The organism is Coleofasciculus sp. D1-CHI-01, from assembly GCF_040218875.1.
GTDB lineage: Bacteria > Cyanobacteriota > Cyanobacteriia > Cyanobacteriales > Coleofasciculaceae > Coleofasciculus.
This window is the reverse complement of the sequence record NZ_JAVJQP010000108.1, coordinates 40,934-66,455: the sequence shown is the minus strand read 5'-3', so window position 1 is coordinate 66,455 and position 25,522 is coordinate 40,934. Positions and strand designations below refer to the sequence as shown.

Sequence of the window (25,522 nt, the reverse complement as noted above, 5' to 3'; positions counted from 1 at the left end):
CTTGATCTGCCTGTCACCCCTTCAGAGGGGAAACATTGACTGGTCAAGGTTTCAGCGCCTTCCTTTGTCCTAATCGCCTGTTGAGTGTTGGTACAATTCCATCACCTGGGTAATCGGTAGCCGTGACTGCACGCCAATCGTTAAGGGCGAGGTATGTCCCCGATTCAGATGATCCGCCGCCGCACAACCAATCATGGCAGCATTATCGGTACAATATTTAATCGGTGGAAAAAGAACGCGCAACTGGTGAGATGACGCCGCCGCTTGTAGGTGCTGTCTCAATCCACTATTTGCCGCAACGCCACCCCCGACAGCAATTGTGGTTAACCCATAATCGATCGCACAATTCACCGCCCGTTTGGTGAGCGATCGCGCGACGGTTTCCTGGAACGAAGCCGCCAGATCAGCCACGGGTAATTCATCCCCTTCTTGCTCTAATTTTTGCACTAATCGCAAGACAGCCGTCTTCAATCCACTAAAACTGGAATCATAAGGATGATATCCGCCACTGGGACGCGATACCCTTCCTTCTGGTAACTTAAAGGCGTGAGGATTTCCTTCCTTGGCTAACCGATCAATCGCAGGTCCTCCAGGATAACCCAGGTGTAACAATCGAGCTACTTTATCAAAAGCCTCACCCGCCGCATCATCACGAGTTGAACCCAGCATTTCATAGACGCCACAGTCCTTAACATAAATTAAACTCGTATGACCCCCAGACACCAACAAACACAAAAATGGGGGTTCGAGTTCAGGTTCAATCAGATAGGTGGCGTAAATATGCCCTTCTAAGTGATGCACGCCCAGAAACGGCTTATGATGAACCATAGCCAGGGTTTTTGCCGCCGTTAACCCCATCAACAGGGAACCCACCAAACCGGGCGCACAAGTCGCCGCGATGCCATCAATCGCCTCCCAGCCCAGATTCGCTTCGGTTAAGGCTTGCGCGATCGCGGTATTGATCATTTCTAGATGCGATCGCGACGCCACTTCCGGCACAATCCCCCCATAAGGCTGATGCACCGGAATCTGAGATGCCACGACATTACTACAACAGATGCGATCCTGCACCACCGCCACGGCGGTTTCGTCACAACTGGTTTCTATGGCTAAAACACAAGCCATCTGTCCCTAACCTGAATGAAAAACTCAATTTACATTTTAATTAACTTAACTTTACTCTGTTCAACCTGTCAGAGTAAGATTGCTGAAGTGTACAAATCGTTTTTGTGTTTTGTACATACAACTTTTGATTTCGTAACAAAAGGAAACAATTCTATGCGACGATTGTTGGCTCTACTTTTCGCCGTGACCCTCTGGTTTAGCTTTGTCAGCCCAGCCTTGGCTGATTTTGACCATCTCACACCCTGTAGTGAATCACCTGCGTTTCAGCAACGAGCGCAGAACGCCCGTCCAACCACCGACGACCCCGATTCCGGGAAAAAACGCTTTGAGCGTTATTCCGAAGCCCTCTGTGGTGATGACGGACTGCCCCACTTAATTGCGGATGGTCGCTGGAGTCGAGCTGGTGACTTTCTCATTCCTAGCATTCTCTGGCTGTATATGGCTGGCTGGATTGGTTGGGTTGGTCGCGCCTATTTACAAGCGATTCAAAGCGAAAAGAATCCCGAAGAAAAAGAAATTATCATCGACGTGCCTTTGGCAATTAATAAAATGCTCTTTGGTTTTATTTGGCCCCTAGCTGCCGTACAAGAAGCCCTCTCTGGCAAATTGTACGCCAAGGCGGATGAAATTCCCGTATCCCCTCGCTAATCTAGAGATTGGCAAATTGATTGACTGACCTTACCTATTACGTTCAGGAGAAGTTTGATGCAGTATTTTCTCAAGTATCTGTCCTTAGCCCCGGTGTTAATTGCTGTTTGGCTAACCATTACCGCCGGAATTTTGATTGAGTTTAACCGCTTTTTCCCGGATCTTCTTTTCCATCCGATGCCTTAAGCCGACTGGTGGATATAGATTGAGGAGAGAATTTGTTGGTATTGTTATTTGGTGACATCCTCCCAACAGAATTGCCACCACAAGCTATCCAAAAATCCGACTTATAAGGATTAGTTGTAGCCGGAAAACTCGCTATTGCTTCATCGTAATTTTGAGTTTCCCAAAAATAATCCCGTCCCCCTAATTGGCGAGGACGGGATTTTTGATGAGGGCGTTATCAGTGATCAGTTATCAGTGATCAGTTATCAGGAGATGGGGAAATTGTGTAGGGGCGGGTTTCACAACTATCTTTGCGGTTACACCCAGATGTAACTAAACCCGCCCCGACTTAACGCATGACCAATGACCAATGACCAATGACCAATGACCAAATCCCAGATATCCTGGATAAGGTTGTAATTGAGAAGAGTTATGGCACGTTTAGCCCTGCTGAGTGTATCGGATAAAACTGGACTGGTTGAGTTTGCCCGTCAGTTAGTTACAGAATTTGACTTTGCCTTAATGAGTAGTGGGGGAACCGCCAAAGCCCTGCAAGAGGCGGACTTACCTGTAACTAAAGTATCTGATTATACAGAATTTCCTGAAATTTTAGGGGGTAGAGTGAAAACCCTACATCCCCGGATTCATGGTGGTATTCTGGGACGGCGCGATGTGGCGGAAGATGTGGAACAAATGGTAGCCCATCAGATTCTACCCATTGATTTGGTGGTGGTGAACTTGTATCCCTTTGCAGAAACGATCGCGAAACCGGATGTGACGTTATCAGAGGCGATCGAGAATATCGATATTGGTGGACCGGCGATGCTACGGGCGTCAGCGAAGAATTATGCCCATCTAACCGTTTTGTGTAACCCCAGTCAATATGAGACCTATCTAGAACAATTACGCCAGCATGAGCATCACCCGTCTATAGAATTCCGCCAATCTTGTGCGATAGAAGCATTTTCTCATACAGGTGATTATGATCGCGCGATCGCATCCTACCTCAGCCAAACCCAGGAAACCTCATCCACCTCATCCTCTACCCAAGAAGATTTTGTCCTCTCTGGAAAGCAACTGCAATCCCTACGCTACGGAGAAAATCCCCATCAATCCGCCACCTGGTATCAAACTGGAACCACTCCCACAGGCTGGACGGCTGCAACTAAAGTACAAGGAAAAGAACTCAGTTACAATAACCTAGTGGATTTAGAAGCCGCACGGCGGATTATTACTGAATTTACTGATTTACCCGCCGCCGCCGTCCTCAAGCATACCAATCCCTGTGGTGTGGCGTTGGCAGGTACGCTGTTTGAAGCTTACGAAAAAGCCTTACATGCTGATCCAGTTTCTGCCTTTGGTGGTATTGTCGCCTTGAACCATCCGATTGACATGTCTACAGCCGGGGCGTTAACCCAAACCTTCTTAGAATGTGTCGTCGCACCGGAGTGCGAACCCGACGCCAAAGAGATTCTGGCGAAAAAATCGAAGTTACGAGTATTACTTTTACCAGACTTACAACAAGGTCCCAAGCACACCGTAAAAGTAATTGCTGGCGGGTTACTGGTACAAGCGTCGGATGATGCAGTCGATAACCCCGACGACTGGCAAATTGTCACCGAAAAGCAACCGACAACGGATCAATTGGAAGAGTTATTATTTGCCTGGAAAGTGTGTAAACACGTTAAATCAAACGCCATTGTCGTCACCCGCGATCGCACCACATTAGGAATTGGTGCGGGTCAAATGAATCGCGTGGGTGCGGTGAAAATTGCCTTAGAACAAGCTGGGGAAAAAGCCAAAGGGGGTATTCTCGCCAGTGATGGATTCTTCCCCTTTGATGACTCAGTACGGACGGCGGCGGCGGCTGGAATAAGTGCGATCGTACAACCTGGGGGAAGTTTACGGGATCAAGATTCGATTCAGGCGGCGAATGAATTGGGGTTGGTGATGGTACTGACAGGTAGGCGTCACTTTTTGCATTAACTAACAGGCTATAAATTTAAAGCGGGACATGCTAGTTGAGATGAGGTTTTAGGTTTTAGGTTTTTGAGCCTCTCGTAACACTTAACACCTTCTCACAGATCAATGTCCTGCTTTGAGTTGGGGCTACAGTTTTGGTGTATGCGTTCAGCCATCTCTAAGTCTCATGCTCAAGAACTGAGCTTGCTATTTCATTTACCAACCTAATCACTTCTCTCTTATTGGTTGGCATATCTACGCTATTAACCTCAAGCACATAAACATCGTCGGCAAAACTGCTTATTACTTGCTCTGTAAATCTCTTGTTAAACTCATGCCAAAGTTGGTGATGTCTGATATAGTCTGGTGAGACTTTAAGCCGCAAACTGCCCCGTAAACTCAATCAATTTGTCAACCTATTTTTTAGGGCTAAGGTTCCCTGACTACGAACCTACCCGAGTAAAGCTACAATAGTGCAATAGAAATTACCACAACAATCCCCCATGAAAGTTAAAGGAATTATACGCGGCAAAACTATAGAGCTATTTCAAGAACTTCCCGTGCCTAATGGCGTGGAAATTTTTATTGAAATTCCTGATACTACTTTATCGAACCCTGACCCAAATTGGCAACAGCTACAAGCCATTATTGGCGCATGGAAGGATGATCAAGAAATCGGAGACATTTTTGCTCAGATTGATAGAGAACGCCATGCTGACTTGGGTGAACCGATAGATTTTGATAATTTCAACTAACTATTCAGATGTACTTGCTTGATACAAATATCTGTATAGCGATTATTCAGGGAAACCCATCGGCGATCGCTCATTTTCAGCAAAAATACCAAGACTGTTATCTGGTGACTCTAGTTCTTGGAGAACTCTATAAAGGCGTCTATTGTTCGAGTCGAGTTCAGCAAAATCTGCTGATTGTTGAACAATTTGCCAACCAACTGCCTAAAATTAACTTCGATGAGAATGCCGCTATCGAATTTGGCAAAATTCAAGGAGAACTCAGACAAATCGGTAGACCAACTGGACAAATTGATGCACTCATTGCCGCCGTTGCTCTTTCTCGGTCTGATTGTTTAGTCACTGATAATATGCGTCACTTTGTCAATATCCAAAATTTACACCTTGAGAATTGGTTAGTCCCTTAAACGATAGGAAATGGCAGAATACCGGATGGGCAAGACTGATAAACCTGGAAACGCTTCTATTATCAGTTGGTGGCTCTAGACTACCCGACAGACTATAGAGGGAGCGATCGCATTCACTCTTCTCTATTCCCCAACCTTGTGCTAACGGCTCAACAAGTGCTAAATGGCAATGTTAAAAATTGATGTTCAGTAAATCAGCATCCCCAGGTTGAGGTAATCGGGGCTTAGATGGGCGAGTTGGAGTAGAAGGCGGCGACGGTTGCGGGCTGGGTGTTGACATTTGAGGATCGGGGCGATTGGGATTATAAATGCTAACCAAAACCTCAATCAACTCCTCTCGCTGCTGGCGAGTCAGCTTTTCTATCGCCGCGCGATCGCCTGACATCGGATTTTCCGTTAACGTGCTACTACCAGGATAGTCAGATTCATTGATATACTCATTCGCCCCAAGATAGTCAGCCAGCGTCAACTTCCAATCAAACCGATAATTAGGAAGACGTCTTTTCTCATACAGGTGATAACGAATCAGACGACTTACCAATGTACTCTCTAAATTGACTTCGCCCGTTTCATTGGTGACATACTGGTTTTCTTTGGGAAAATCGGGCAACTGTTCATAAACTTGACGCCAAGTATCCTGCGATCGGATTAATTGGGCGCTGGCGGGTTGGGAACTTATAATTGACAAAACGGGGATAGTCCTAATCCCCGCTTTGCCCCAGCACAAGCTGATACTCGTCAGAATGGCAAGGGTGAACAGCACAAAGTAGCGCGTCGCCTTACCCTTCCGTTTCAGTTGGATCATAGTGAATAGGATGATATAGCTGTCGCCATAAAGATTACTCCCTCTCTGGTAGAAGATTACCTATTTTCCTCTTCCCCAGCTCCTAGACGTAGCATGCTACGTCTCTACATTGCTCCCCTAGCGCCCGCCTTTAATCCCCAATAATTTCCGGTTGAGTCAATTCGTCAGACATCTCAATGATTGCCCGCAGTACTGGCTTCATCATTGGATCATCCAGATTTTCAAAATCTTCATAGCGACGGCGCTTTGCCCGATTTGCCACTTGCACCGTAATCCGATAGCGGTTAGAAGCAGCGGTAACTAGCTCCTCAGCCCGGTGCATAATTTGACTCGAATCAAACTGGTAACGCCGATGCAGCATAGATTTTTAGTTCCTAAAGTAGCAAGTTATCAGTCTAGCATTTTTGACCAATAACTCCTTGTGTTAGCGCCGTGGAGCAAAGCTCACAAATAAAGCGAAGCTCAGAAATAACTCCCCTCTCTTCAGACCGGAAAGTCCCAGCTTAGTCCTCATGGTCTTCAAATGGATCACTCAATTCAGCCGAAGGCGGACCAAACGCTGTGTAGATAGAAAAGCCAGTGACGGCGATTAGAATCACAGCGACTGAAATGCTAAGAACTATTGCAGGTTCCATTGTGGATATTATATAAATGAGTCTTCTTCCTCTATAATATTACAGAACATTACAAAACGTGATCGAAATTAATCATAGGTGACCCATGGCACAACAGACGCGGTTAGGAGATATTCTCAAACCCCTGAACTCTGAATATGGTAAAGTAGCTCCCGGTTGGGGAACAACGCCCTTAATGGCAGTGTTCATGCTCTTATTCTTCGTTTTCTTGCTAATTATCTTGCAGCTATACAACTCCTCGCTGTTGCTGGAGAACATCAATGTGGATTGGAGGAGCCTAGGTCAATAGGTCTCTAGGTTTTGAGCGTTCATGGTTCATAGTTCATGGTTCATAGCCATAAACTTTTCTCTAATCAGGCATGAACCATGAATATCCTCTCCCTGTCTGCTTGTCAGTGGGGAGATAATTATCAATGAAAAGTTAGACTTTCACATTGGATACACAATAGAAATAGCTATTAGTACATCAGGAGGTTATGAAATGAACGTTTTTGGTATTGGTTTACCGGAAATGGCGCTGATTTTAATCGTGGCGTTATTAGTATTTGGTCCGAAAAAGTTACCAGAGATTGGTCAGAGTCTAGGGAAAGCTATTCGTGGTTTTCAAGATGCCTCGAGAGAATTTGAAACGGAATTTAAGCGGGAGGCTCAACAATTAGAACAAGCGGCGAAAACACCTGCCCTGTCTGAAACTCAGCAGCAAGCTAATTCTGAAGCTGATTCAACAGATAGCAAAAACCCAAGCCGCTACTCCGTCTCAAGCTAGCTAAAAACTATTTTGTCAGCGAACGTGAAGACAAAGAATTGGTAGATACTAACTCATGTTTCCCTAGCTGTTCTCATTTTTCAGTGTTTAAAATTCCACAAAACGTCAGGACATTGATGTCCTAAAGGTGGCACTCACTATGAATGAAAAAGTAACCAACATCAGATTGGTAAGGGGGGAATCAAAATTCTATCGGTCTTGGGAATCCGGGCGGCTGCTGATAGACAGGATGTAAGACTTAATCGTAGGCAGTCTATGATGAAGTAATTCGTGATGAACTAAAAAACTGACACCAAGCTCATGTCATGGTGTCAGTTTTTCATACAGACCGTTGCCCATTATTTTGCTCAGTGTTGGGTTCTTCAAACTTGTAGCCAACCCCCCGAATTGTTTGGATTAACTTCGGGTCACTCGCATCGATTTCGATCTTTTTGCGAATTTGTCCAATATGAACGTCAACAACTCGTTGGTCTCCAACATAGTCGTATTCCCAAACTTCCTGAATCAATTCAGAACGGCGCAGGACTTGACCCGGGTGAGATGCTAAGAAATGTAACAAATCGAACTCTAGAGCGGTCAAGGGGACAAGTTGGTCGTGAAGGGTCACCTCCCGACGGGTGGGATCAATCGTCAAGTGATTGTAAACGAGACGTTGTTGGTCAGACGGCGTAATTTCTCGCTTACGTCTCAAAATCGCCCCAACTCGGTTTTCGAGTTCCATTAAATCGAAGGGCTTGGTGAGATAATCATCACCCCCCTGTTTGAACCCTTGATTTTTGTCATCGGGTTGATCGCGAGACGTGAGGAAGAGGACAAAAACATCATTGATGCTTTGCATTTCCCGGCAAAGGTTGTAGCCAAGGGCATCTGGCAAATTCACATCCAGAATTATTAAGTCTGGGTTGAATTGCTTAAATGTGGCTAGAGCCGTCTTACCATCCTGCGCCGACTCCATTTGATAGTTCTTGGTGCTCAAAAAGCGAATTATTAAATTGCGGATTGCCGGATCGTCGTCCACGACAAGAATTTTGGCGGAGACCATGGTCATAAATTTCCACGGAGAACTAATTTCAGGGATTGATACAAGATGCACACCTATTCACCACTAGGATGTATTGAGCATTTTAGTCAATACTCTTATAGCGTAGCTGGATCAGGAATCAGGGTATAGATTTTTGTGACATCAATGGCGTAGTAAGCATTTAAGTCAATTATCGCCAGAGAATGCAGGGATGCCAATAGCGGCTAGCATCATTACCCAAGTGGAAGTGGGAAAATAGGGCAGCCGCCCAATAGCATAACCGCTTTTGGCAGATCTGGCATCACTTGGGCTTGCCTCAACGAATTTTTCTGCCAAGAGGACTTGTTTGCAAAGAACAGGCTACACTAGCTTGCAAGGGAGTTAGCATGGCACTCGGTACGTAACTAGGCTGTTACCTGTTGGGTGCAGCAGGGTTTAGAAGATCGATGTCTATCATAATAACCAGTGTAGAGTCTTACATATACCAGTGAAAAAGGGATGTCTAGGAGGTTTTGAATGAGCGATCAAAATCCCTACGAAAAACTTGGGGTTACAGAAGATGCTTCCTTTGATGAAATTCAGGATGCTAAAGGACGCTTGATGCAGCAGCATCGCGGCGAACCTAAGCTCGTCGAGTCAGTAGAGGCGGCTTATGATGCGATTATTATGGATCGCCTCAGAATGCGCCAAGAAGGAAAAATCAAGGTTCCAGAACGCATTCGTTTTCCCGAACGGGAAAAAGTGCCACAAACCTCCTTGGGTTTTAGCTCCCCCTCAGCCAATTCCTCTCCGGCTTGGTTGCAAGGACTGTTAGATACCCCGACGAGGAGTGATCTAGTTGCCCCCACGGTTGTGTTCTTGGTCTTGATTGGTCTGATTCTGTTTTATCCAGAAGCGTCAATTCTTACCTTTACTGTCGCCTTGGGGTTTGGCGGTACGATTTATTTCCTCAATCGCAAAGAACAACAATTTGGTCGGGCGGTATTGCTGACCCTCGTTGGTTTGCTGCTAGGTGTAGCGTTGGGAACCGTTCTGGGAGGAGCATTAGAGTCACTGCTTATCGACATGGGTTTGACCGTTGAGAAATTTGCCTCATTGGTAACCTTTGTCTTGTTCTGGCTGATTAGCAGCTTCCTGCGATGAAAGGGGGGAAGAGGAGAAGACGAGAGGGTAAATTCCATCGGGATGTTCCCTGTTCCCTCTTTTCCCTCAAAAATACTGATCAACTCTTTTCCATCGGCAAACAACCGCGTTTCATCTGCTCCCGCTCGATCGCCTCAAACAAAGCCCGGAAATTCCCCTCACCAAACCCTTTTGCTCCCCATTGCCGTTCGATGAACTCAAAGAAGAAGGTGGGTTCGGCAAAAATGGGTTGGGTAAAGGTTTGCAGCAGCAACGCTTGCGGGGATTGAGCTTGCCAATCCACTAAAATTTGCTGCTGCGCGATCGCATCCCATGCCGCCGTCGAGAAATTATAACCCGGATAGCGATCGCGCAGTTGACTGTAATAACTGGGGGGAACGTTGATGAAGGACATACCCTGACGACGCCGTTGCGCGATCGTACCCACAATATTTCTCGTGGCTATAGCAATATGCTGGACTCCGGCTCCTCCGTTCACATCCAGAAATTCCTGAATTTGAGAATTCGCCGATGTCGGTTCATTAATGGGCAATTGTGTCCCGGTTACCGGATGCACCATCACCTGAGAGCATAAGCCAGATTTCTCAGTCTGGATGGTAAACACCTGCTGCGGTTGGAATTCCAACACCTGCTGATACCACTGAACCGCTTTCGCTAAATCCCCAGCCGCCACATTCAGGACAATGTGATCGATATGGGTAAACGCTTCAGTTGGGGATTGGGGAAGTGTTGAATGTAGAGACACGCCATGGCGCGTCTGAGGGTTAAATGTTGACCCTTCACTTCGCTCAAGGACATGGTTTGTAGGGGCGGGTTTAGGGATTTTCTTGTCGCTATCGATGGTAACGTTTGTACAAAACCCGCCCTGACCGAGTTTTGAGTCAAATCCCCCATCTCCTTTGTCCTTTTGATTTACTCCGTTTGACCCCACCTTCGTCTCACTCAGCCAGTCTACCTGTACCGGAAAGCAGAGGATGGGATTAAAGCTATGGCGTTCGACCAAAGTATGAGTCATATCGCCCCATGCAGCGACTTTAGCCCACTTTATGCATCCAGCCTTATAAACTTGGGTTTGAAGAGGTTGTAAGACCTTAGCGCCGCGTTGGAGAAGTTTTTCCATGCTCCATTCCAGATCGGCAACCTTAAATGCAATATCAGCAACACCTGGAGGATGCTGGCGCAGAAACTGGGCAACGGGACTATTCGGCGCGATCGCAGACGACAGGACACAATAAATAGCACCACTCTTGACCACCGTCGTGTGTGTGTGACAACTTGCCCCTGATGCCACAGATTGAAAGCCCATCTTCTCAACAAACCAATCGCGGCAGGCTAGCGCATCTTTAACGTAAAAGTGAATGTGATCGATTCTCATGGCTTATCCAATCCGGCAGCTTACTTGGTTGTCAATTTTGCCGTCTTTTGCGGAATTTCAGCTCATTCTTAAGGGAGAGCGTGTTCTAGACGTACCATGGCACGTCTGGGTGCGGGGTTGTAGGGGCGGGTTTTACCGATAACATTTTGGAGCTAACCGTTAACGTAAATAAACCCGCCCTTCTTTGGCAGCCAGTTAAAAGAATAGATGGCTTTCCGGCTGGATGTTGATTTCCATCGGTACCGCTTGCGGATCAGCTCTCAGGGCAAACAGAATAGCATTAGCTGCTGTTTGCGGAGTCAGCATCTTTTTGCGATCCACTTTTAAGCTGACATTATCCCAGAAGGGCGAATCTACACCACCAAAGTAAAAGAGTGTAAACTTAATCCCAAAGCGCTTTAATTCATCTGCCATACATTTGCTAAATCCGACAACGCCGAACTTCGAGGCGCAGTAAGCTGACGCCATCGCCATGGAATGTTTGCCTAAAATGCCGATGATGTTACAAATGTGACCGGATTTTTGAGCCTTCATCACTTCAGCGGCGGCTTGACAGGTATAGAAGCTACCTTTGAGATTTAAGTCCAGCATGGCGTCTAGGTCAGCCGATGTAATTTTGTTGTATTGTTTAAGAATTCCTGTCCCTGCCGCATTGATGAGTACGTCAATTTGACCAAACTTGTCAACCGCTTTCTGCATCAGCGTTTCCACTTGGGCTGGATCGGTGATATCGGTGGGTACATTTAAGACTTGCTCTAGGTTAGCCATGGGGAGTTGGGAGGTCAAAGTGGCTAGGCGATCGCTCTGTCTGGCGGCGAGGACTAAATTGGCTCCCTCTTTTGCCAATTGGTGGGTTATAGCCGATCCAATACCCCCTGTGGCACCAACGACGACAATAACTTTATCGGGCATATAATTTTACATTTCTTTACATCTTTACCTATGATAGAGCGGTTTGTCCGTTGTCCTTGGTCAAACGTTACCATCAATAGCAACAAGAACATTCCCTTAGCCGTTCAACCGGGGCGGGTTTAGTTACATCAGGGTCTCAAACAAAGGATAATAGTCAAACCCGCCCCTACATTCAGACGTGCCATGGCGCGTCTCTACTAACTATGGATATTGTGGTCATTGGTAGCGGATTTGGCGGACTCTCGGCAGCGATTCGGTTACAGGCTGGGGGTCATCGGGTGACGATTGTGGAAAAGCGCGATCGCGCCGGGGGGCGTGCGTATGTTTATCAACAGCAGGGGTTTACCTTTGATGGGGGTCCCACGATTATTACTGTGCCACATCTGATTGATGAGTTATTTGCCTTAGCTGGGAAAAAGACTGCCGATTATGTCAAACTTGTCTCCCTTGAACCCTTTTATAACGTTCGCTTTCCCGATGGGTCAGTCTTTCACTACAATAATTCCACCGAGGCTCTAATTGAACAAATTCGGGATTTTAATCCAGCCGATGTCGCCGGCTATCAACGTTTTGCTAAAGCCGCAAACGCTATTTTTGAGAAAGGATTGCCATTGATGGAGCAGTCGTTTAGTCGCTTCACGGATATGCTAAACGTGGCTCCAGATTTGATTCGCTTACAGACTTATAAATCCGTCGCTGGGTTGGTGAATCAGTACATTCAAGATGAACGATTGCGGCAAGTTTTTAGTTTTCATCCTTTATTAATTGGTGGGAATCCATTTCAGAGTACGGCTATCTACGCCATGATTCACAAGTTAGAACAGGCGTTTGGGATTTGGTTTCCGATGGGGGGAACGGGCGCATTAGTCCAGGCGTTGGTGCAAGTGTTTCAGGAACTTGGGGGTCAACTATTACTGAATCGATCGGTAACGGAAATTGTGGTGGATGAAAAAACCAAACGAGCGACAGGCGTAAGGTTAGAGAGGGGAGAGGTGCTGAAGGCAGATGCGGTGGTGAGTAATGCGGATGTGGTGTTTACATACTTGAATTTAATTCCCCAGAAATTTCGCCGCAAATATAATGACCGTCGCGTTAAAAAAATGCGCTATTCTATGTCCTTATTTGTGCTGTATTTTGGTACAAATCGTCAGTATCCAGAGATGGCACATCATGAAATATTGATGGGGACTCGGTATCGGGAATTAATGCGGGATATTTTTGTGCGCCAGCAGCTTGCAGAGGATTTTGCCTTGTACTTACATCATCCGACGGCGACTGATCCATCTCTTGCACCGCCGGGATGTGATTGTTGGTATGTATTATCCCCGGTTCCTAATTTGGGAAGTCAAACCGATTGGCGGGTGATGGCGAAACCGTATAGGAATAAGATTATTGATTATTTAGAACAGCATTATTTACCGGATTTGTCTAAGCATATAGTCACCGAACATTATATTGATCCGTTGCATTTTCGTGATACGTTAAATAGTTATTTAGGCAGTGCGTTTTCCGTGGAACCGATTCTCACGCAGTCGGCTTGGTTTCGTCCTCATAATCGGAGTGAGGATATTCCGAATCTCTATTTTGTGGGAGCGGGAACGCATCCGGGGGCGGGATTGCCAGGGGTGATGAGTTCGGGAAAAATTGCGGCGCGGTTGATTGAAGAAAGTCAAAGGGCGCGGGTTTAAATTGGGGTTGCTGAATAAGTCTGGTGGTGGGGGTAGAGAGCAGGGGAAGCAGGGGGAGCAGGGGAAGCAGGGAGAGTAGGAGGAACCATAGTACATTTTCCCTGATAGCGGTGCAAGGGTATAAAAGGGTTTAACCCTTTTTCCTTGAACAAGAGCAAATATCAATGCCACTCAAATGCGGGTGCGATCGCGCTAACCACGAATGGCGGTATTATTAGCATCACCAGTGAGGATGCGATCAGGTTTTCCGGTTCGGGTTTAATGCAAACCCATGGCGGAAACATTATTCTCAGAGGAAGGAAGATTAAGGGGGGTGGGGTTACCCTGAATAGTGGTAACCCCATGGGTGAGGGGGGAGGTATTCATACTAACGCGAATTTGGGTGACTTGGCAATGGTAATCTGAATATTGACATCATCACCGCCCTATAAGTGCGGTGATTCCTCACCACGCCACCTTTTTAAGGGTGATCGCTGAATAGGGGTCAAACGGGCGGGTGCGAGTCATATCAGGGCGGACAAGAAAGGATAATAATAAAACAAGTGCTAAAGCACTGACTACAAACAACAATTAACCAAATGCACCATCAACCAACCCCCTGGTTCCGTCGCCGAGATATTGTCATCGCCTATACATTGCTGCGAATCGTTTTAGGCATAAACTTTTTTAACCACGGCTTTACACGTCTCGGTAATATTCCCGGCTTTGCCCAGTCGATGGTTGATTTATTTCAAGATACCTTTATTCCCGAACCTTTAGTCAGGGCACCCGCTTTACTGGTGCCAATTGTGGAATTTATTGTCGGATTTCTGGTGACACTGGGATTAGCGACTCAAGCCGCGTTAGTCACCGGATTTGGCTTAATGATCGTGCTGATGTATGGGGTGACATTACTGCAAAACTGGGATACGGCAACAAGTCAATTGATTTATTGTCTGGTGTTTTTTATCTTAGTTGCTGGCAATAGTTTTAATGACGTCTCCATTGACGCATGGTGGCAACGGCGGAAGACGCGATAGGTGCTTCGCACACGCTTCGCGTTGGCGAAGCCTGTTCGATAGAACGTATCGCAGCGTCTTGATTCCTCGGAAACTCATTAACACGTCCCAATTGCCAACTTCCGGTAGACTATTGACAATACGCCTAAAGTATCAACTTAATTCCGCACAACATCAGCTTAGAGAAAGGATGACTATCAATTATGACCAACTCACCGAAAATTCTGGCATTTGCGGGTAGCGCCCGCACAGCATCCTGGAACAAAAAATTAGTAAAAATTGCGGTTGAGGGTGCAAAAGAAGCCGATGCGGAGGTTACCTATATAGATTTTCGCGATTTACCTATGCCCCTGTATGACCAAGACTTGGAAGAAAACGCAGGTATTCCGGAAACTGTCCGCAAATTCAAGCAACTAATGAAAGCCCATCAAGGCTTACTCATCGCCTCACCGGAATACAACAGTTCAATCTCACCTTTACTCAAAAATGCCATTGACTGGGCATCTCGTCCAGAACCGGGCGAACCCCCTCTTGCCCTCACCTGTTTTCGGAATAAAGTGGCTGTCTTGATGAGTACCTCACCCGGAGGAATGGGCGGGTTACGGGGTTTAATTCATGTTCGTGCCATTCTCGGTAATATTGGCGTGTTGGTTTTACCGGATCAGAAAGCGATTTCCAATGCGTATCAGGCATTTGATCAGAATGGGAACTTGATTGATGAGACACAACAAGCGGCGGTGAAACAATTGGGTAGTAAATTAGCCACAGTCCTGGCAAAATTAGCTTGATCAGGGAAGCCCAGGTGTAGAGAGACTCCAGGTGTAGCGCGATAAACAAAGGACGTAGCTTGCTTCTGGCGAAGCGAGTATGACCAATGACGAATGACAAAGGACAAATCTGCTGTAGACTATCTCTAGCCCAACTGTAATTGCCCAAGTTAGCGTGTTCAGCCCATCTAGTTCTGACCAATCCCCTTCCCATAAATCTTTGCCCAATCAACGATGGCAAATTTCCTCCGCTAACCCAGAAAAAGCCAATCAACTCGCCCAAGGGACAGGATTGTCACCCCTGCTGGGTCAAGTGTTACTTAATCGAGGATTCGACACGGTAGACCAAGCTATGGTCTATTTATATCCAGAATCCCAGGCTATGCCCACGCCGATGGATGAATTTCCTGACTTGGCGATTAGTGTGGATATGCTCAAAGAAGCGATCGCAGAAAATGAGAAAATAGCCATCTGTGGTGACTATGATGCCGATGGCATGACCAGTACCGCCTTGTTACTGCGGGCATTACGGTGGTTAGGGGCGGATGTGGACTATGGGATTCCTAGTCGGATGAAAGAAGGCTATGGGATCAATACTCGGATTGTCGAAGAATTCGCCAATGAAGGCGTGGGGCTAATTCTGACTGTGGATAATGGGATTGCAGCACACGACGCGATCGCACGCGCTGTAGAACTGGGTATTACAGTTATTATTACCGATCATCACGACCTTCCCCCCGAACTCCCCAACGCCGATGCAATTCTCAACCCTAAACAGTTACCCGAATCTTCCCCCTATCGCAGTTTAGCTGGTGTCGGTGTCGCCTATATATTAGCCGTTACCCTCGCCCAAGATTTAGGTCAGCATCAGGGACTCACTAGCCAACTCCTAGAACTCTTCACCCTAGGAACTATAGCCGATCTCGCCCCCTTAACGGATATTAACCGCCGTTGGTTAAAACGAGGATTGCAACGCTTACCTAAATCTCAACTGGCGGGAATTCAGGCTTTAATCCAAATGTCAGGCGTCAGTGAAGACCAAATCGCCCTGAAACCGGAAGATATCGGCTTTAAACTTGGACCCAGGATTAACGCGGTGGGGCGCTTAGCTGATCCGCAAATCGTGATTGAACTCCTCACCACCAGCGATTCTGGAATCGCCTTAGAACGGGCGATGCAATGCGAACAAATTAACCAAAAACGTCAACACCTGTGCGCGGAAATTGAGCAAGAGGCGATCGCACTAATTGAAACAGAGGAGTTAAACTGGCAACAGCAGCGCGTTCTCGTCTTAGTGCAACCGGATTGGCATCATGGGGTGATTGGCATTGTGGCGTCGCGCCTGGTGGAACGGTATGGTGTTCCGGTATTTATTGGTACTTATGAAGACGAAAACCCAGAACAGATTCGCGGTTCTGCACGAGGGATTCGGGAATTCCATGTCTTTGAAGCCCTACAATTTTGCCATGATTTATTAGGGAAATTTGGCGGACACCAAGCAGCGGGAGGGTTTTCGTTACCGACTGAAAATTTAGCGGCGTTTCAAACTCAACTCAGTCACTTTGCCCATCAATGTTTAGAACCTGAACATCTGAAGCCTTTAGTCGCTATCGACACCGAGGCGAATTTTAATCAAATTACTCATAATCTTTACGAACAAATTGACCGATTGCATCCCTGTGGGATTGGTAATCCTGACCCAATATTCTGGACGCCGAATGTGCGCGTGGTGGAACAAAGACTCGTGGGCAAAGGGCATCTAAAGCTTACCCTGTCTGGATTTGATGGAACCAAGCAAGTGAATGCGATCGCGTGGCGTTGGGGTGAATACTTCCCTTTACCCTCTACTGTAGATATTGCCTATAAACTCAAAGATAATGCCTGGAATGGAAATGTGACAATTGAATTAGAATTAGTTGGCATTCGGGTGAGTGAATCCGCCCCATCAGGGATTAAAAAAGCTGAATTTTATCACAATGAACGTCGCTATACCTGTAGTTTATGGGAATCATTAAACGAGTTGCGAATTAGAAATTCTGAAGGCAAAGTTCTGGTGATTCAAAAAGGACAGCGTACCGGGCTTTTAGGGTTCAAGCGGGATGATGCGAAACAAGTGGATGTTACCCAGCCTCACTATTATCAGTTAATTAAAGCCGCGACTCGTGCTTTAAAGTTGTGATTGGTCATTCGTTATTGGTCATTGGCCATTTGTCCTTTGTCATTTAGTCGGGGCGGGTTTAGTTAGATTTGGGTGCAACTGAAACGATAGTTGTCAAACCCGCCCCTACAACTGTCATCAGATGGCTTCCCTATCTCCCCCAGCTCCCCCAGCTCCCCCAGCTCCCCCAGCTCCCCCAGCTTCCCCAGCTTCCCCAGCTTCCCCAGCTTCCCCAGCTTCCCCAGCTTCCCCAGCTTCCCCAGCTCCCCCAGCTTCCCCAGCTTCCCCAGCTCCCCCAGCTTCCCCAGCTTCCCCAGCTTCCCCAGCTCCCCCAGCTTCCCCAGCTCCCCCAGCTTCCCCAGCTTCCCCAGCTTCCCCAGCTTCCCCAGCTCCCCCAGCTCCCCCAGCTTCCCCGGCTTCAACGCATCAGGGAGCAAGATGCTCCCACTACAAGCAAACAGACGGCTACAGGTCTCCCCTAAAAGCAGCCAGCAGAAAAATAACCACAGGACCAGCAATCACAATCGCCGCCAGCACGCTAAGCTGGGCAATCAGTTCCCAGTTGATATTCCCGATAAAACTTAAATCCATCTATCCTCCCGATTAACCTAATTTAGATGATGTCGTTAAAAATTGCCGATTAGATTTTACTGGCTAATTGACCAGTTTTTTTAATCAAATTAACAAAACTATACAAAACGTAACAGAAATGTCATTTGTCCTGTGTCATCTGTCCTTGTCTATCCGACAGAGGAAAACCCGTTATCCTAGAGAAGCTTGGAATCAATCGCTCGATGGTGAAATGCAATGGCAACTTGGCGTTGTGTAAAGCAATGTGGTGCGTGCTGTTATCTAGACCCAACCGAACGCCCTGGATTAGAAACCTATCTGACACCAGAGGAGTTAGACCAGTATTTGAGTATGGTGGGGGAAGACGGATGGTGTGTCAATTTTGATCATCAGACTCGTGAATGTCGCATTTATGCCCATCGCCCTCGCTTCTGTCGGGTGGAGGCGGATATATTTCAGGAAATGTATGGGATTGAACCGGAGGAGTTAAACGATTTTGCGATCGACTGTTGTCGAGATCATATCACCGATCTCTACGGCGATCGCAGTTTGGAGATGCTACGCTTTGACCGGGAAGTTGGGATATAACTGCTCTTTATTTCCCACAAAACACACCCATTTTGTTTTAGGTTTTGGCAAAAGCCAAATTATAATCGAGTTTTACAACAACCCAGTGAGGGTTCAAAAAAAATGGCAGACTCTCACAAAAACTACACCTTTCAGGGCGATGTCGGCAGTGTTGAAAGTCACGGTCATGTCGTAAGCTCTGGTAATCACAACACCATTAACAGCGCGGCGGGTGAGGTTAAAGGGGATTATAAAAGCCTTCATAACGCTCAAAACTACACATCAGAGCAAGCACAAATATTAACGGAACTGAAGAAAGCTGAAACCCAAATTCAGAAGCTTTTGACTCAACTACAAGCTCAGGGACATTCCCCAGAACTGGCTCAACGAGAAGCGGCAAATTACTTAGCTACAAAAGCCAAGCAAACTCCAGAATTTAAAGATAGGCTGAAAACCTGGGGACATTACTTAGGAGATGCAGCCGCTAATAATTTGATTGGAACAGGAACAATAGAAGTGATTAAGCTAGGTCTAAACTTAATCGGTTTTCCCATGCCGTAAGCGTTAATTATAACTATAGCAGTATCTTTGATGGGAGGACAGAGGATAAGCTGTCATGCATTTAAATTGGGTATGGGTATTAGTAGCGAGCAAGATGCAAAGCCTGCGGCATGGCTTCGCTAAACGCACTACAAGGATTGCGCCATTATTGATATTAAGGTTTAAATGCCGAATAGCTTACTTCGCTTTTGTTGCACGGAAGGGGAAGACTAGAGGATGCGAGAGTTTTTCCATGGGGAAGAATTCAAAACCTCTCTCCTCGCAGGAGAGAGGTTTGGAGAGAGGTTTGGAGAAATGCCATGAACAATGAGAATAAAGATTACACCTTTGGTGATGATGTTGGTACGGAATAATAGAGCGCTTTTTCTGTTTTTCATTGAGGGAGTTGAGTCACCCTCATCCCCTAACCCCTTCTTCCATCGAGGGAGAAGGGGAACCGGAAAATGCCTCAAATATGTCTTCTCGTGTCAACATAAACGAGAATGAAAAATAAGCTTTTTTTTCTCTATTATTCACCCAAAACATAAACACTCAATTCAGTTCAATTCTCCCCTCTCCCGTGCAAAAAACCTACGCCTGTTAGCTGGGGGTGAGGGGTTGAGCTTAAATTTCTTGAACTCAGTCAGGGCGGGTTTTGTACAAACGTTACCACTAATAGCCAAACGAAAATTCCTAAACACGCCCCTACAAACCTGATTATATTAGCAAGCGCGTTGGGTGAATACTTCCCCAATCACTAATCAACAAATTTGCATGGGTATAGCATAATCGGCGTCGGCTACGATATTACCTTTGAGGCGTTTATCTGGGGAATCAATGGCGACAATTCGACCATAAGCCACCCACACGTCGGTTCCGGGTTCTAATCGAGCCAGTTTCCAACGGGCGACTGGAAGGGTTTGGGTTTCGCCATTGTCCATTTCAATTGTGGCAAAGTTAGAGGCGCGGCTGACAACTTCCCCATGTTTGGGTTGCACGGGTTCAGCTTCTGTTGTGTTGGGAGTATTGGGGTTAAGTGAACCTTCGCCAAGGGGACGTGCGATCGCGGAAGTCCCAGCAACAGCACAGAGTACGGCACTTAACATTGTACCTGTTAGGAGTTTGGGTGTGGAAATTCGCATATAAACCTTTGTTAATTCAGCAATGGGTTAATTTTTTTCTGCAATTAAACCTATCTTTTAGCTTAGAAATTAAAAGGTAATGAAATCATGACTCGAATGATAGATGTTTGCTCTGATCCGTAAGTTGGAGAGAAAAGAGACAGATATCTATCTTTTGGGGGTTTACTCTACAGCGCTTTTTAAGTCAGTGAGGTACACAGACAGATCCCCGACTTCTTGAATAAGTCGGGGATCTTGCTTAGAGACTGTACCTCATCAGTATCAAATAGGGTTTTGAAGCAACGGATCTGCTTCAGCATTCCCATCGACTGGATGTAATAATTAGCTACGTTCATACCTAATAATATTGAATCGTTCTGTATCTTTTGGAGCCTGAAAGTATTTTGTTATCGCCTCAAATTCGGCATCGCTGGTAAATGCGGCTCCGTCTGGTTTATCCTGGCTGCGTTTCTTTAGCTGTTGTTTACACAGATTGTTGGTTGCATCGATAAAATGAAGCTCGTGAGTAGCATTAGTTTTCTCGATAAGCTGACGGAACCACTGACGTTGATTTTGGGTATTGGCGGGAAAATCTAGAACAACTGAGATACCGTTTAAGAGAAGATTGCAGATGTGATCGGAAATGGCATTTTTAAGACGCCAAGAATATTTAATGTAACTGGGAATATCAATAATTTCTTCGGGATAGAGTTGGGAGAGTAGGTCATCTTCAACTAGCAGAATTGCATTATTTTCATGGGCTAGCTGTTTGGCTAAGGTTGATTTTCCGGCTGCCATTTTTCCACAAAAGAAATAGAGGGTGGCTTGGTTGTTCATTTAGAAGTGTCTCTCTGTTCAGGTACTTATTGGTTGACGTAAGGATTAACAATTTTTGCCCAGTTGAGGTATCCTTTGCCGTTTAAATGTACGCCGTCTATGGTATATACTGGGTCGAGTTGTTTCTGGTCGTTGGTAAAGTGCTGATGTATATCAATGTAGGTATAGGAAAATTCGTTGGCTAGGTTTTGTAGGTGGCGATTGACAGAAATAATATCGGAGTTGTTGACTTTAATGGGATATTGGATGGTGTTCATGGGTAAGAGGCTTTGAATAAAGACTTGGGTTTCTGGGGTTTGGCGTTGAATTTGCTCTAGGATGCGGCGATAGTTTTGGGCAATTTCGCTGGCGGGTTTCTTTTCATTCCAGAGGTCATTTGCGCCAATCATTAGAAAGAGTTTTTGGGGTTGGGATGCGGTGATTTCCTTGAGGCGATTGAGAACGCCGTCGGTGGTGTCTCCAGAGATGCCGCGATTGCGGATGTTGGCGTTTCCGAGGAGTTCTGCCCATTCACCTTGATCGGTGAGACTATCGCCAATGAAGATAATTTCGGTTTCGGAGTTGGGCATTTGCTCAAACATTTGTTTTCGCATTTGGTGGTAGGTGGATTGATAGGTGTTGCGACGACGGGCTATGGTTACGGTTTGTTCGATTTGTTGATTAAAGGGGAGTTTGCTGATTAGGTAGGGAATGCCGCCTCTGCGAATGATTAAGATGCTGAAGAGGAGGATAAAGAGTAGGTTTAGGCTGAGTGATGTCCAAAGGATTAGGGAATGTTTGGTCGTCATGGGGAATCGGTAGATGGGTTTAGATAATGTAGGGGCGGGTTTAGGGACTAAATTTGGCTAGTTAGAACTAACTGAACAACGAAACCCGCCCTGACTCACCATAAATGAACAAGGGAATATGCCATATTTTACCAATAAATGAACAACGAAACCCGCCCTGACTCACCATAAATGAACAAGGGAATATGCCGTATTTAATAAATGAAGGACAAAACCCGCCCTGCCTCACCATAAATGAACAAGGGAATATGCCGTATTCTACCAATAAATGAAGGACGAAACCTGTATTGTCTTAACCAATAACTGATCAATAAAATCTGCCTGTAGGGATGGGTTTTATTGATCAGGTGGTGTTGATGTTCTGATCATTGGATAGGCTAAAGCCCTTACTACAAACTACGGACGAGGATATAATATTTTAGGTGCTTTCAGGGGGAAAGTTGATGAGTGTGATTCCATCAGAAGGGTGCTATTGGCTGCAAAATGCTTGTGTGCCAGTTTCGATGTTGCAGGTTGAGGATGCGTCGATTTGGGAGAGTCGAACGTCTGAGGGGTTGTGTTTGGTGGATATTCAGGTGGCTGAGGGGAAAGTGGCGCAAGTTGTGCGGGCGAATTCTCAGCAGATGGGTGATACGGCGGTGGTGGATGTACAGGGGGGACAGGTTTGGGCGGGGTTTGTGGATGTGCATACTCATCTGGATAAGGGGCATATTTGGCAACGCACGCCGAATCCGGAGGGGAGGTTTGATCTGGCGTTGGAGAGGGTAAAGCAGGATAGTTTACAGTATTGGCAAGCTGAGGATGTTTATCGCCGGATGGCGTTTGGGTTGAGGTGTAGTTATGCCCATGGTACTCAGGCGATTCGGACGCATATTGATGCGTTTGGCGAACAGGCGAGGATTAGTTTTGGCGTGTTTGGGCAGTTACAGCAGGAATGGGCGAATCGATTAGTATTACAGGCGGTTTCTTTGGTGTCGCTGGATTATTATTTGACGCCGGAGGGGGTGAAGTTGGCGGATTTGGTGGCGGATGTGGGGGGAGTTTTGGGGGGTGTGGCGTATATGAATCCGGATATTGAGGCGCAGTTGAATCGGGTGTTTCGGCTGGCGCAGGAACGGGATTTGGCGCTGGATTTTCATACGGATGAGACGGATAATCCGGAGTCGATTTGTTTGCGGAAGGTGGCGGAAACGGCGCTGCGGTTTGAGTTTGGGCGACAGATAGTTTGTGGACATTGTTGTAGTTTGGCGGTACAGTCGCCGGAGGTGGTGGCGGAGACGTTGGCGCTGGTGAAGCAGGCGGGGATTGGGGTGGTGAGTTTACCGTTGTCGAATCTGTATTTACAGGATCGGAAATTGGGGAGAACTCCGCGTTGGCGGGGGGTGACGGTGATTCAGGAGTTACAGGAGTCTGGAATTCCGGTGACGTTGGCGAGTGATAATTGCCGTGATCCGTTTTTTGGGTTTGGGGATCATGATGTGTTGGAGGTGTTTAATCAAGGGGTGAGAGTTGCCCATTTGGATGGGGTGTATGAGGAGTCTCCGGCGATGGTGACGAAAACGGCGGCGGATTTGATGGGGTTGGCGGATGTGGGGCGAATTGGTGTGGGGTTGGCGGCGAATCTGGTTTGGTTTAAGGGACGCAGTTATAGTGAATTGTTATCACGTCCGCAGTGCGATCGCGTGGTGATTCGTGATGGGATGGCGATTGATACGACGTTACCGGATTACCGGGAATTGGATTCGTTGGGTTCCTAGCGTCAGCCACGGCGATTGCGGCGATTGCGGTGATTAAAATCGCTGCTACACAAACTTGGTTTTACCTATAAATGGATGGTTAAAGTGGGGAGGGCGGGTTTTGTGGAGAGGTTATTGGTGAATCGTTGAATTTAGTCCCTAAACCCGCCCCTACATAATAACTTTATAAAAAAGCTTACCTGGTGCGATAAAATCCGGTTCCCCCCTTTTGAAGGGTTAGGGGGGATCTATAAAATTAGGTGGGTAGAGAATCTAGTTCATTTATTGGTGGAGAGGGCGGGTTTTGTGGAGAGGTTATTGGTGAATCGTTGAATTTAGTCCCTAAACCCGCCCCTACATAATAACCATTTTATAGAGATATTTCGGTGCAACGTTTTTACGACTTTATTCGCCTTACCATTCCCATTCCCATCGTGGTTTTCCGCCCAACGCCAGAATAGAGGGCAAAATCGGCTAAGGCATTAATTTGCTGAATCGCTTCTGCTTCAGGTTTCCCCATAATCCGAAAATGGAGGGCGCCAACACAGCCAATAAATTTACTGCGAGAATCGGCAACTAATTCGGTGTGAATCTCAAAGAAACTGGGAAAAATATGATCGACTAATGTTTTCGGGAATTCTATGCCACTGTATTGATTCCAGCGTTTAATTAAACTGTTGAAGACTAATTCCCTTGTTGGTAAGGCACAATCATATTTACTCTGACGAAATGCCGTGGGCGTAGAAAAGGCAAAATTCAGAGTGCGATCGCGCGTCGAGGCTTGGTCGTATAATTGTTGATAACTCAGAGCATTTGCCCAACATCCCGGTATTCCTGGTTGGGGTGTTCCTAGAATGCTGGTAATCTGCAAGTTCGCTGGACCTAAATGCCAGGGGTGTTCGGGATTCAGATTTAACCACAGGTGGGTTAGTTGACTGAATAAGGTATCATCGAGTAGGGAAATTCGCCACCAACAGGGAGTTCCTGTGGGAATCGGTTGATGATGTTGCCAGTACAGATTAGCCGATGCTGAATCACTGCGATGCTGAATTTGTAGGGGACTCAGGGTAAAGGCTTTATCGGATTTGGCTTCGTGGAGATAATCGCCTAGGCTTCTATCTACAGAACTGACTAGGTTAAGAAATAGGGCGTGTAAATGGCGTCCACTGAGAAACTGTGGTGGAATTGGCGATTGGGGAAGCAGGTTGAGAATCAGGCTATGGGGCATAGTTTCAATCCCTGATAGGGATTATAGAGGATTTCGACCTCTTTGTGGTTATTTCGCAGCGGCGATCAACTGCGTTTCAATCCCTGATAGGGATTATAGAGGATTTCGACTCAAATTTACTACGGAATCGGTCTGAACTCACAGTAGTTTCAATCCCTGATAGGGATTATAGAGGATTTCGACTCAAGCTTGCCCCCGATATCTACAAGGGATTGGCAACCGTTTCAATCCCTGATAGGGATTATAGAGGATTTCGACTCTAGATAATATTACAAACGCGAAATACCGGAATGTTTCAATCCCTGATAGGGATTATAGAGGATTTCGACAGCATTTAGTCATATTTTGCCTCCAACTCCGCCTGATTTGTTTCAATCCCTGATAGGGATTATAGAGGATTTCGACCATGATTCGCGCCGTTTATTTTGGATTTCTCAGTATAAAGGTTTCAATCCCTGATAGGGATTATAGAGGATTTCGACAATCGCCTGATGCTTTGGCTAAATCAAAGGGATTCGTTTCAATCCCTGATAGGGATTATAGAGGATTTCGACCGCCGGAGTCTGGTAGTGCTGTGTAATATTTTTGCTGTTTCAATCCCTGATAGGGATTATAGAGGATTTCGACGAGATATGGGGCGCAATGCCAGATTTCTTAGCGCAGTTTCAATCCCTGATAGGGATTATAGAGGATTTCGACGTTCCCCTTCCCGCCATTTGGATTAGCTGAGCAGGTGGTTTCAATCCCTGATAGGGATTATAGAGGATTTCGACTTGAGCATGGAGAGTATCGGCTCGTCACTACCAGG

30 protein-coding genes and 1 CRISPR repeat array (1 of these 31 only partly in view) are annotated in these 25,522 nt (G+C 46.4%); of the genes, 16 read left to right on the top strand and 14 right to left on the bottom strand.

Translation table 11 applies throughout. From position 1 onward, the window contains the following. Positions 1–69: 69 nt before the first annotated feature. Positions 70–1,125, bottom strand: a complete 1,056-nt coding sequence (tsaD, locus tag RIB93_RS19970) for a tRNA (adenosine(37)-N6)-threonylcarbamoyltransferase complex transferase subunit TsaD (protein ID WP_446374880.1) — start codon at positions 1,123–1,125, stop codon at positions 70–72. Between the two features lie 153 nt (positions 1,126–1,278). Here tsaD and RIB93_RS19965 point away from each other — a divergent pair, with 153 nt between their 5' ends. The 5 genes from RIB93_RS19965 (at position 1,279) to RIB93_RS19945 (ending at position 5,059) form a co-directional block, all read left to right on the top strand. Next, positions 1,279–1,773 (top strand): Photosystem I reaction center subunit III, encoded by a 495-nt coding sequence (locus RIB93_RS19965; RefSeq protein ID WP_446374878.1) that lies wholly within the window; start codon positions 1,279–1,281, stop codon positions 1,771–1,773. A gap of 57 nt (positions 1,774–1,830) precedes the next feature. After that, positions 1,831–1,959: a photosystem I reaction center subunit IX gene (gene psaJ, locus RIB93_RS19960; RefSeq protein ID WP_006099310.1), complete on the top strand. Its 129-nt coding sequence runs from the start codon at positions 1,831–1,833 to the stop codon at positions 1,957–1,959. Between the two features lie 411 nt (positions 1,960–2,370). Further along, positions 2,371–3,924, top strand: a complete 1,554-nt coding sequence (purH, locus tag RIB93_RS19955; protein ID WP_446374876.1) for a bifunctional phosphoribosylaminoimidazolecarboxamide formyltransferase/IMP cyclohydrolase — start codon at positions 2,371–2,373, stop codon at positions 3,922–3,924. A gap of 479 nt (positions 3,925–4,403) precedes the next feature. Beyond that, positions 4,404–4,655, top strand: coding sequence for a hypothetical protein (locus RIB93_RS19950; RefSeq protein WP_446374874.1), 252 nt, complete (start codon positions 4,404–4,406; stop codon positions 4,653–4,655). An 8-nt stretch (positions 4,656–4,663) separates the two neighbouring features. Continuing rightward, positions 4,664–5,059 carry a type II toxin-antitoxin system VapC family toxin gene (locus tag RIB93_RS19945; protein ID WP_446374872.1) on the top strand — a complete coding sequence of 132 codons (396 nt, stop codon included), beginning with the start codon at positions 4,664–4,666 and terminating at the stop codon, positions 5,057–5,059. 172 nt (positions 5,060–5,231) lie between these two features. Here RIB93_RS19945 and RIB93_RS19940 read toward each other — a convergent pair whose 3' ends face one another. The 3 genes from RIB93_RS19940 to psbN all read right to left on the bottom strand — a co-directional run bounded on the left by RIB93_RS19940 (position 5,232) and on the right by psbN (position 6,499). Next, positions 5,232–5,864, bottom strand: a complete 633-nt coding sequence (locus RIB93_RS19940; protein ID WP_446374870.1) for a hypothetical protein — start codon at positions 5,862–5,864, stop codon at positions 5,232–5,234. 130 nt (positions 5,865–5,994) lie between these two features. Next, a complete protein-coding gene (locus RIB93_RS19935; protein WP_006099459.1) occupies positions 5,995–6,225 on the bottom strand; it encodes a DNA-directed RNA polymerase subunit omega in 231 nt (76 codons plus the stop codon). A 142-nt stretch (positions 6,226–6,367) separates the two neighbouring features. Then, positions 6,368–6,499 (bottom strand): photosystem II reaction center protein PsbN, encoded by a 132-nt coding sequence (psbN, locus tag RIB93_RS19930; protein ID WP_006099531.1) that lies wholly within the window; start codon positions 6,497–6,499, stop codon positions 6,368–6,370. Between the two features lie 85 nt (positions 6,500–6,584). On the opposite strand from psbN, the gene psbH reads away from it, so the two are divergent. Both psbH and RIB93_RS19920 read left to right on the top strand, forming a co-directional pair. Next, positions 6,585–6,788, top strand: a complete 204-nt coding sequence (gene psbH / locus RIB93_RS19925; protein ID WP_193877901.1) for a photosystem II reaction center phosphoprotein PsbH — start codon at positions 6,585–6,587, stop codon at positions 6,786–6,788. A gap of 192 nt (positions 6,789–6,980) precedes the next feature. Then, on the top strand, positions 6,981–7,265 hold the full coding sequence (locus RIB93_RS19920) for a TatA/E family twin arginine-targeting protein translocase (protein WP_446374868.1): 285 nt from the start codon (positions 6,981–6,983) through the stop codon (positions 7,263–7,265). A 319-nt stretch (positions 7,266–7,584) separates the two neighbouring features. Here RIB93_RS19920 and RIB93_RS19915 read toward each other — a convergent pair whose 3' ends face one another. Both RIB93_RS19915 and RIB93_RS19910 read right to left on the bottom strand, forming a co-directional pair. Then, positions 7,585–8,313 (bottom strand): response regulator transcription factor, encoded by a 729-nt coding sequence (locus RIB93_RS19915; RefSeq protein WP_446374866.1) that lies wholly within the window; start codon positions 8,311–8,313, stop codon positions 7,585–7,587. A 159-nt stretch (positions 8,314–8,472) separates the two neighbouring features. Next, the gene (locus RIB93_RS19910) at positions 8,473–8,622 is read right to left on the bottom strand and encodes a hypothetical protein (protein ID WP_446374864.1); all 150 of its coding nucleotides are present in this window, start codon (positions 8,620–8,622) and stop codon (positions 8,473–8,475) included. Between the two features lie 180 nt (positions 8,623–8,802). On the opposite strand from RIB93_RS19910, the gene RIB93_RS19905 reads away from it, so the two are divergent. Beyond that, positions 8,803–9,429 carry a CPP1-like family protein gene (locus RIB93_RS19905; RefSeq protein WP_446374862.1) on the top strand — a complete coding sequence of 209 codons (627 nt, stop codon included), beginning with the start codon at positions 8,803–8,805 and terminating at the stop codon, positions 9,427–9,429. A gap of 79 nt (positions 9,430–9,508) precedes the next feature. On the opposite strand, the gene RIB93_RS19900 is transcribed toward RIB93_RS19905, so the two are convergent. Both RIB93_RS19900 and RIB93_RS19895 read right to left on the bottom strand, forming a co-directional pair. Further along, positions 9,509–10,804: a 4-hydroxyphenylpyruvate dioxygenase family protein gene (locus tag RIB93_RS19900; protein ID WP_446374860.1), complete on the bottom strand. Its 1,296-nt coding sequence runs from the start codon at positions 10,802–10,804 to the stop codon at positions 9,509–9,511. A gap of 195 nt (positions 10,805–10,999) precedes the next feature. Then, entirely contained in the window at positions 11,000–11,716 is a 717-nt protein-coding gene (locus RIB93_RS19895) for an SDR family oxidoreductase (protein ID WP_446374858.1), read from the bottom strand. 203 nt (positions 11,717–11,919) lie between these two features. On the opposite strand from RIB93_RS19895, the gene RIB93_RS19890 reads away from it, so the two are divergent. From RIB93_RS19890 to recJ, 5 genes are all read left to right on the top strand, one after another. Beyond that, positions 11,920–13,404: a phytoene desaturase gene (locus tag RIB93_RS19890; protein WP_446374856.1), complete on the top strand. Its 1,485-nt coding sequence runs from the start codon at positions 11,920–11,922 to the stop codon at positions 13,402–13,404. A 144-nt stretch (positions 13,405–13,548) separates the two neighbouring features. Next, on the top strand, positions 13,549–13,809 hold the full coding sequence (locus RIB93_RS19885; protein ID WP_446374854.1) for a hypothetical protein: 261 nt from the start codon (positions 13,549–13,551) through the stop codon (positions 13,807–13,809). 173 nt (positions 13,810–13,982) lie between these two features. Then, a complete protein-coding gene (locus tag RIB93_RS19880; RefSeq protein ID WP_446374852.1) occupies positions 13,983–14,423 on the top strand; it encodes a DoxX family protein in 441 nt (146 codons plus the stop codon). A 182-nt stretch (positions 14,424–14,605) separates the two neighbouring features. Next, entirely contained in the window at positions 14,606–15,190 is a 585-nt protein-coding gene (locus tag RIB93_RS19875; protein WP_446374850.1) for an NADPH-dependent FMN reductase, read from the top strand. 154 nt (positions 15,191–15,344) lie between these two features. Beyond that, complete coding sequence (recJ, locus tag RIB93_RS19870) at positions 15,345–17,348, top strand: single-stranded-DNA-specific exonuclease RecJ (RefSeq protein WP_446374848.1); 2,004 nt, start codon at positions 15,345–15,347, stop codon at positions 17,346–17,348. A gap of 62 nt (positions 17,349–17,410) precedes the next feature. On the opposite strand, the gene RIB93_RS19865 is transcribed toward recJ, so the two are convergent. Next, on the bottom strand, positions 17,411–17,764 hold the full coding sequence (locus RIB93_RS19865) for a hypothetical protein (RefSeq protein ID WP_446374846.1): 354 nt from the start codon (positions 17,762–17,764) through the stop codon (positions 17,411–17,413). 28 nt (positions 17,765–17,792) lie between these two features. Then, a complete protein-coding gene (gene psb30 / locus RIB93_RS19860) occupies positions 17,793–17,918 on the bottom strand; it encodes a photosystem II reaction center protein Ycf12/Psb30 (protein ID WP_446374844.1) in 126 nt (41 codons plus the stop codon). Positions 17,919–18,134: 216 nt separating this feature from the next. Here psb30 and RIB93_RS19855 point away from each other — a divergent pair, with 216 nt between their 5' ends. Together RIB93_RS19855 and RIB93_RS19850 are read left to right on the top strand one after the other, a co-directional pair. After that, a complete protein-coding gene (locus RIB93_RS19855; protein WP_446374841.1) occupies positions 18,135–18,485 on the top strand; it encodes a YkgJ family cysteine cluster protein in 351 nt (116 codons plus the stop codon). A 102-nt stretch (positions 18,486–18,587) separates the two neighbouring features. Next, on the top strand, positions 18,588–19,025 hold the full coding sequence (locus tag RIB93_RS19850) for a hypothetical protein (RefSeq protein ID WP_446374839.1): 438 nt from the start codon (positions 18,588–18,590) through the stop codon (positions 19,023–19,025). A 740-nt stretch (positions 19,026–19,765) separates the two neighbouring features. Here RIB93_RS19850 and RIB93_RS19845 read toward each other — a convergent pair. The 3 genes from RIB93_RS19845 to RIB93_RS19835 all read right to left on the bottom strand — a co-directional run bounded on the left by RIB93_RS19845 (position 19,766) and on the right by RIB93_RS19835 (position 21,750). Then, complete coding sequence (locus tag RIB93_RS19845; protein WP_446374837.1) at positions 19,766–20,146, bottom strand: hypothetical protein; 381 nt, start codon at positions 20,144–20,146, stop codon at positions 19,766–19,768. Between the two features lie 321 nt (positions 20,147–20,467). Continuing rightward, on the bottom strand, positions 20,468–20,962 hold the full coding sequence (locus RIB93_RS19840) for an AAA family ATPase (RefSeq protein WP_446374835.1): 495 nt from the start codon (positions 20,960–20,962) through the stop codon (positions 20,468–20,470). A gap of 26 nt (positions 20,963–20,988) precedes the next feature. Then, positions 20,989–21,750 carry a GDSL-type esterase/lipase family protein gene (locus RIB93_RS19835; RefSeq protein WP_446374833.1) on the bottom strand — a complete coding sequence of 254 codons (762 nt, stop codon included), beginning with the start codon at positions 21,748–21,750 and terminating at the stop codon, positions 20,989–20,991. Between the two features lie 443 nt (positions 21,751–22,193). On the opposite strand from RIB93_RS19835, the gene RIB93_RS19830 reads away from it, so the two are divergent. Then, the gene (locus tag RIB93_RS19830; RefSeq protein ID WP_446374831.1) at positions 22,194–23,507 is read left to right on the top strand and encodes a cytosine deaminase; all 1,314 of its coding nucleotides are present in this window, start codon (positions 22,194–22,196) and stop codon (positions 23,505–23,507) included. Between the two features lie 376 nt (positions 23,508–23,883). On the opposite strand, the gene cas6 is transcribed toward RIB93_RS19830, so the two are convergent. Continuing rightward, positions 23,884–24,714: a CRISPR-associated endoribonuclease Cas6 gene (gene cas6 / locus RIB93_RS19825; RefSeq protein WP_446374829.1), complete on the bottom strand. Its 831-nt coding sequence runs from the start codon at positions 24,712–24,714 to the stop codon at positions 23,884–23,886. Between the two features lies 1 nt (position 24,715). Then, a CRISPR array of direct repeats spans positions 24,716–25,522; the repeat unit is 37 nt; unit sequence GTTTCAATCCCTGATAGGGATTATAGAGGATTTCGAC; it runs 107 nt beyond the window's last position.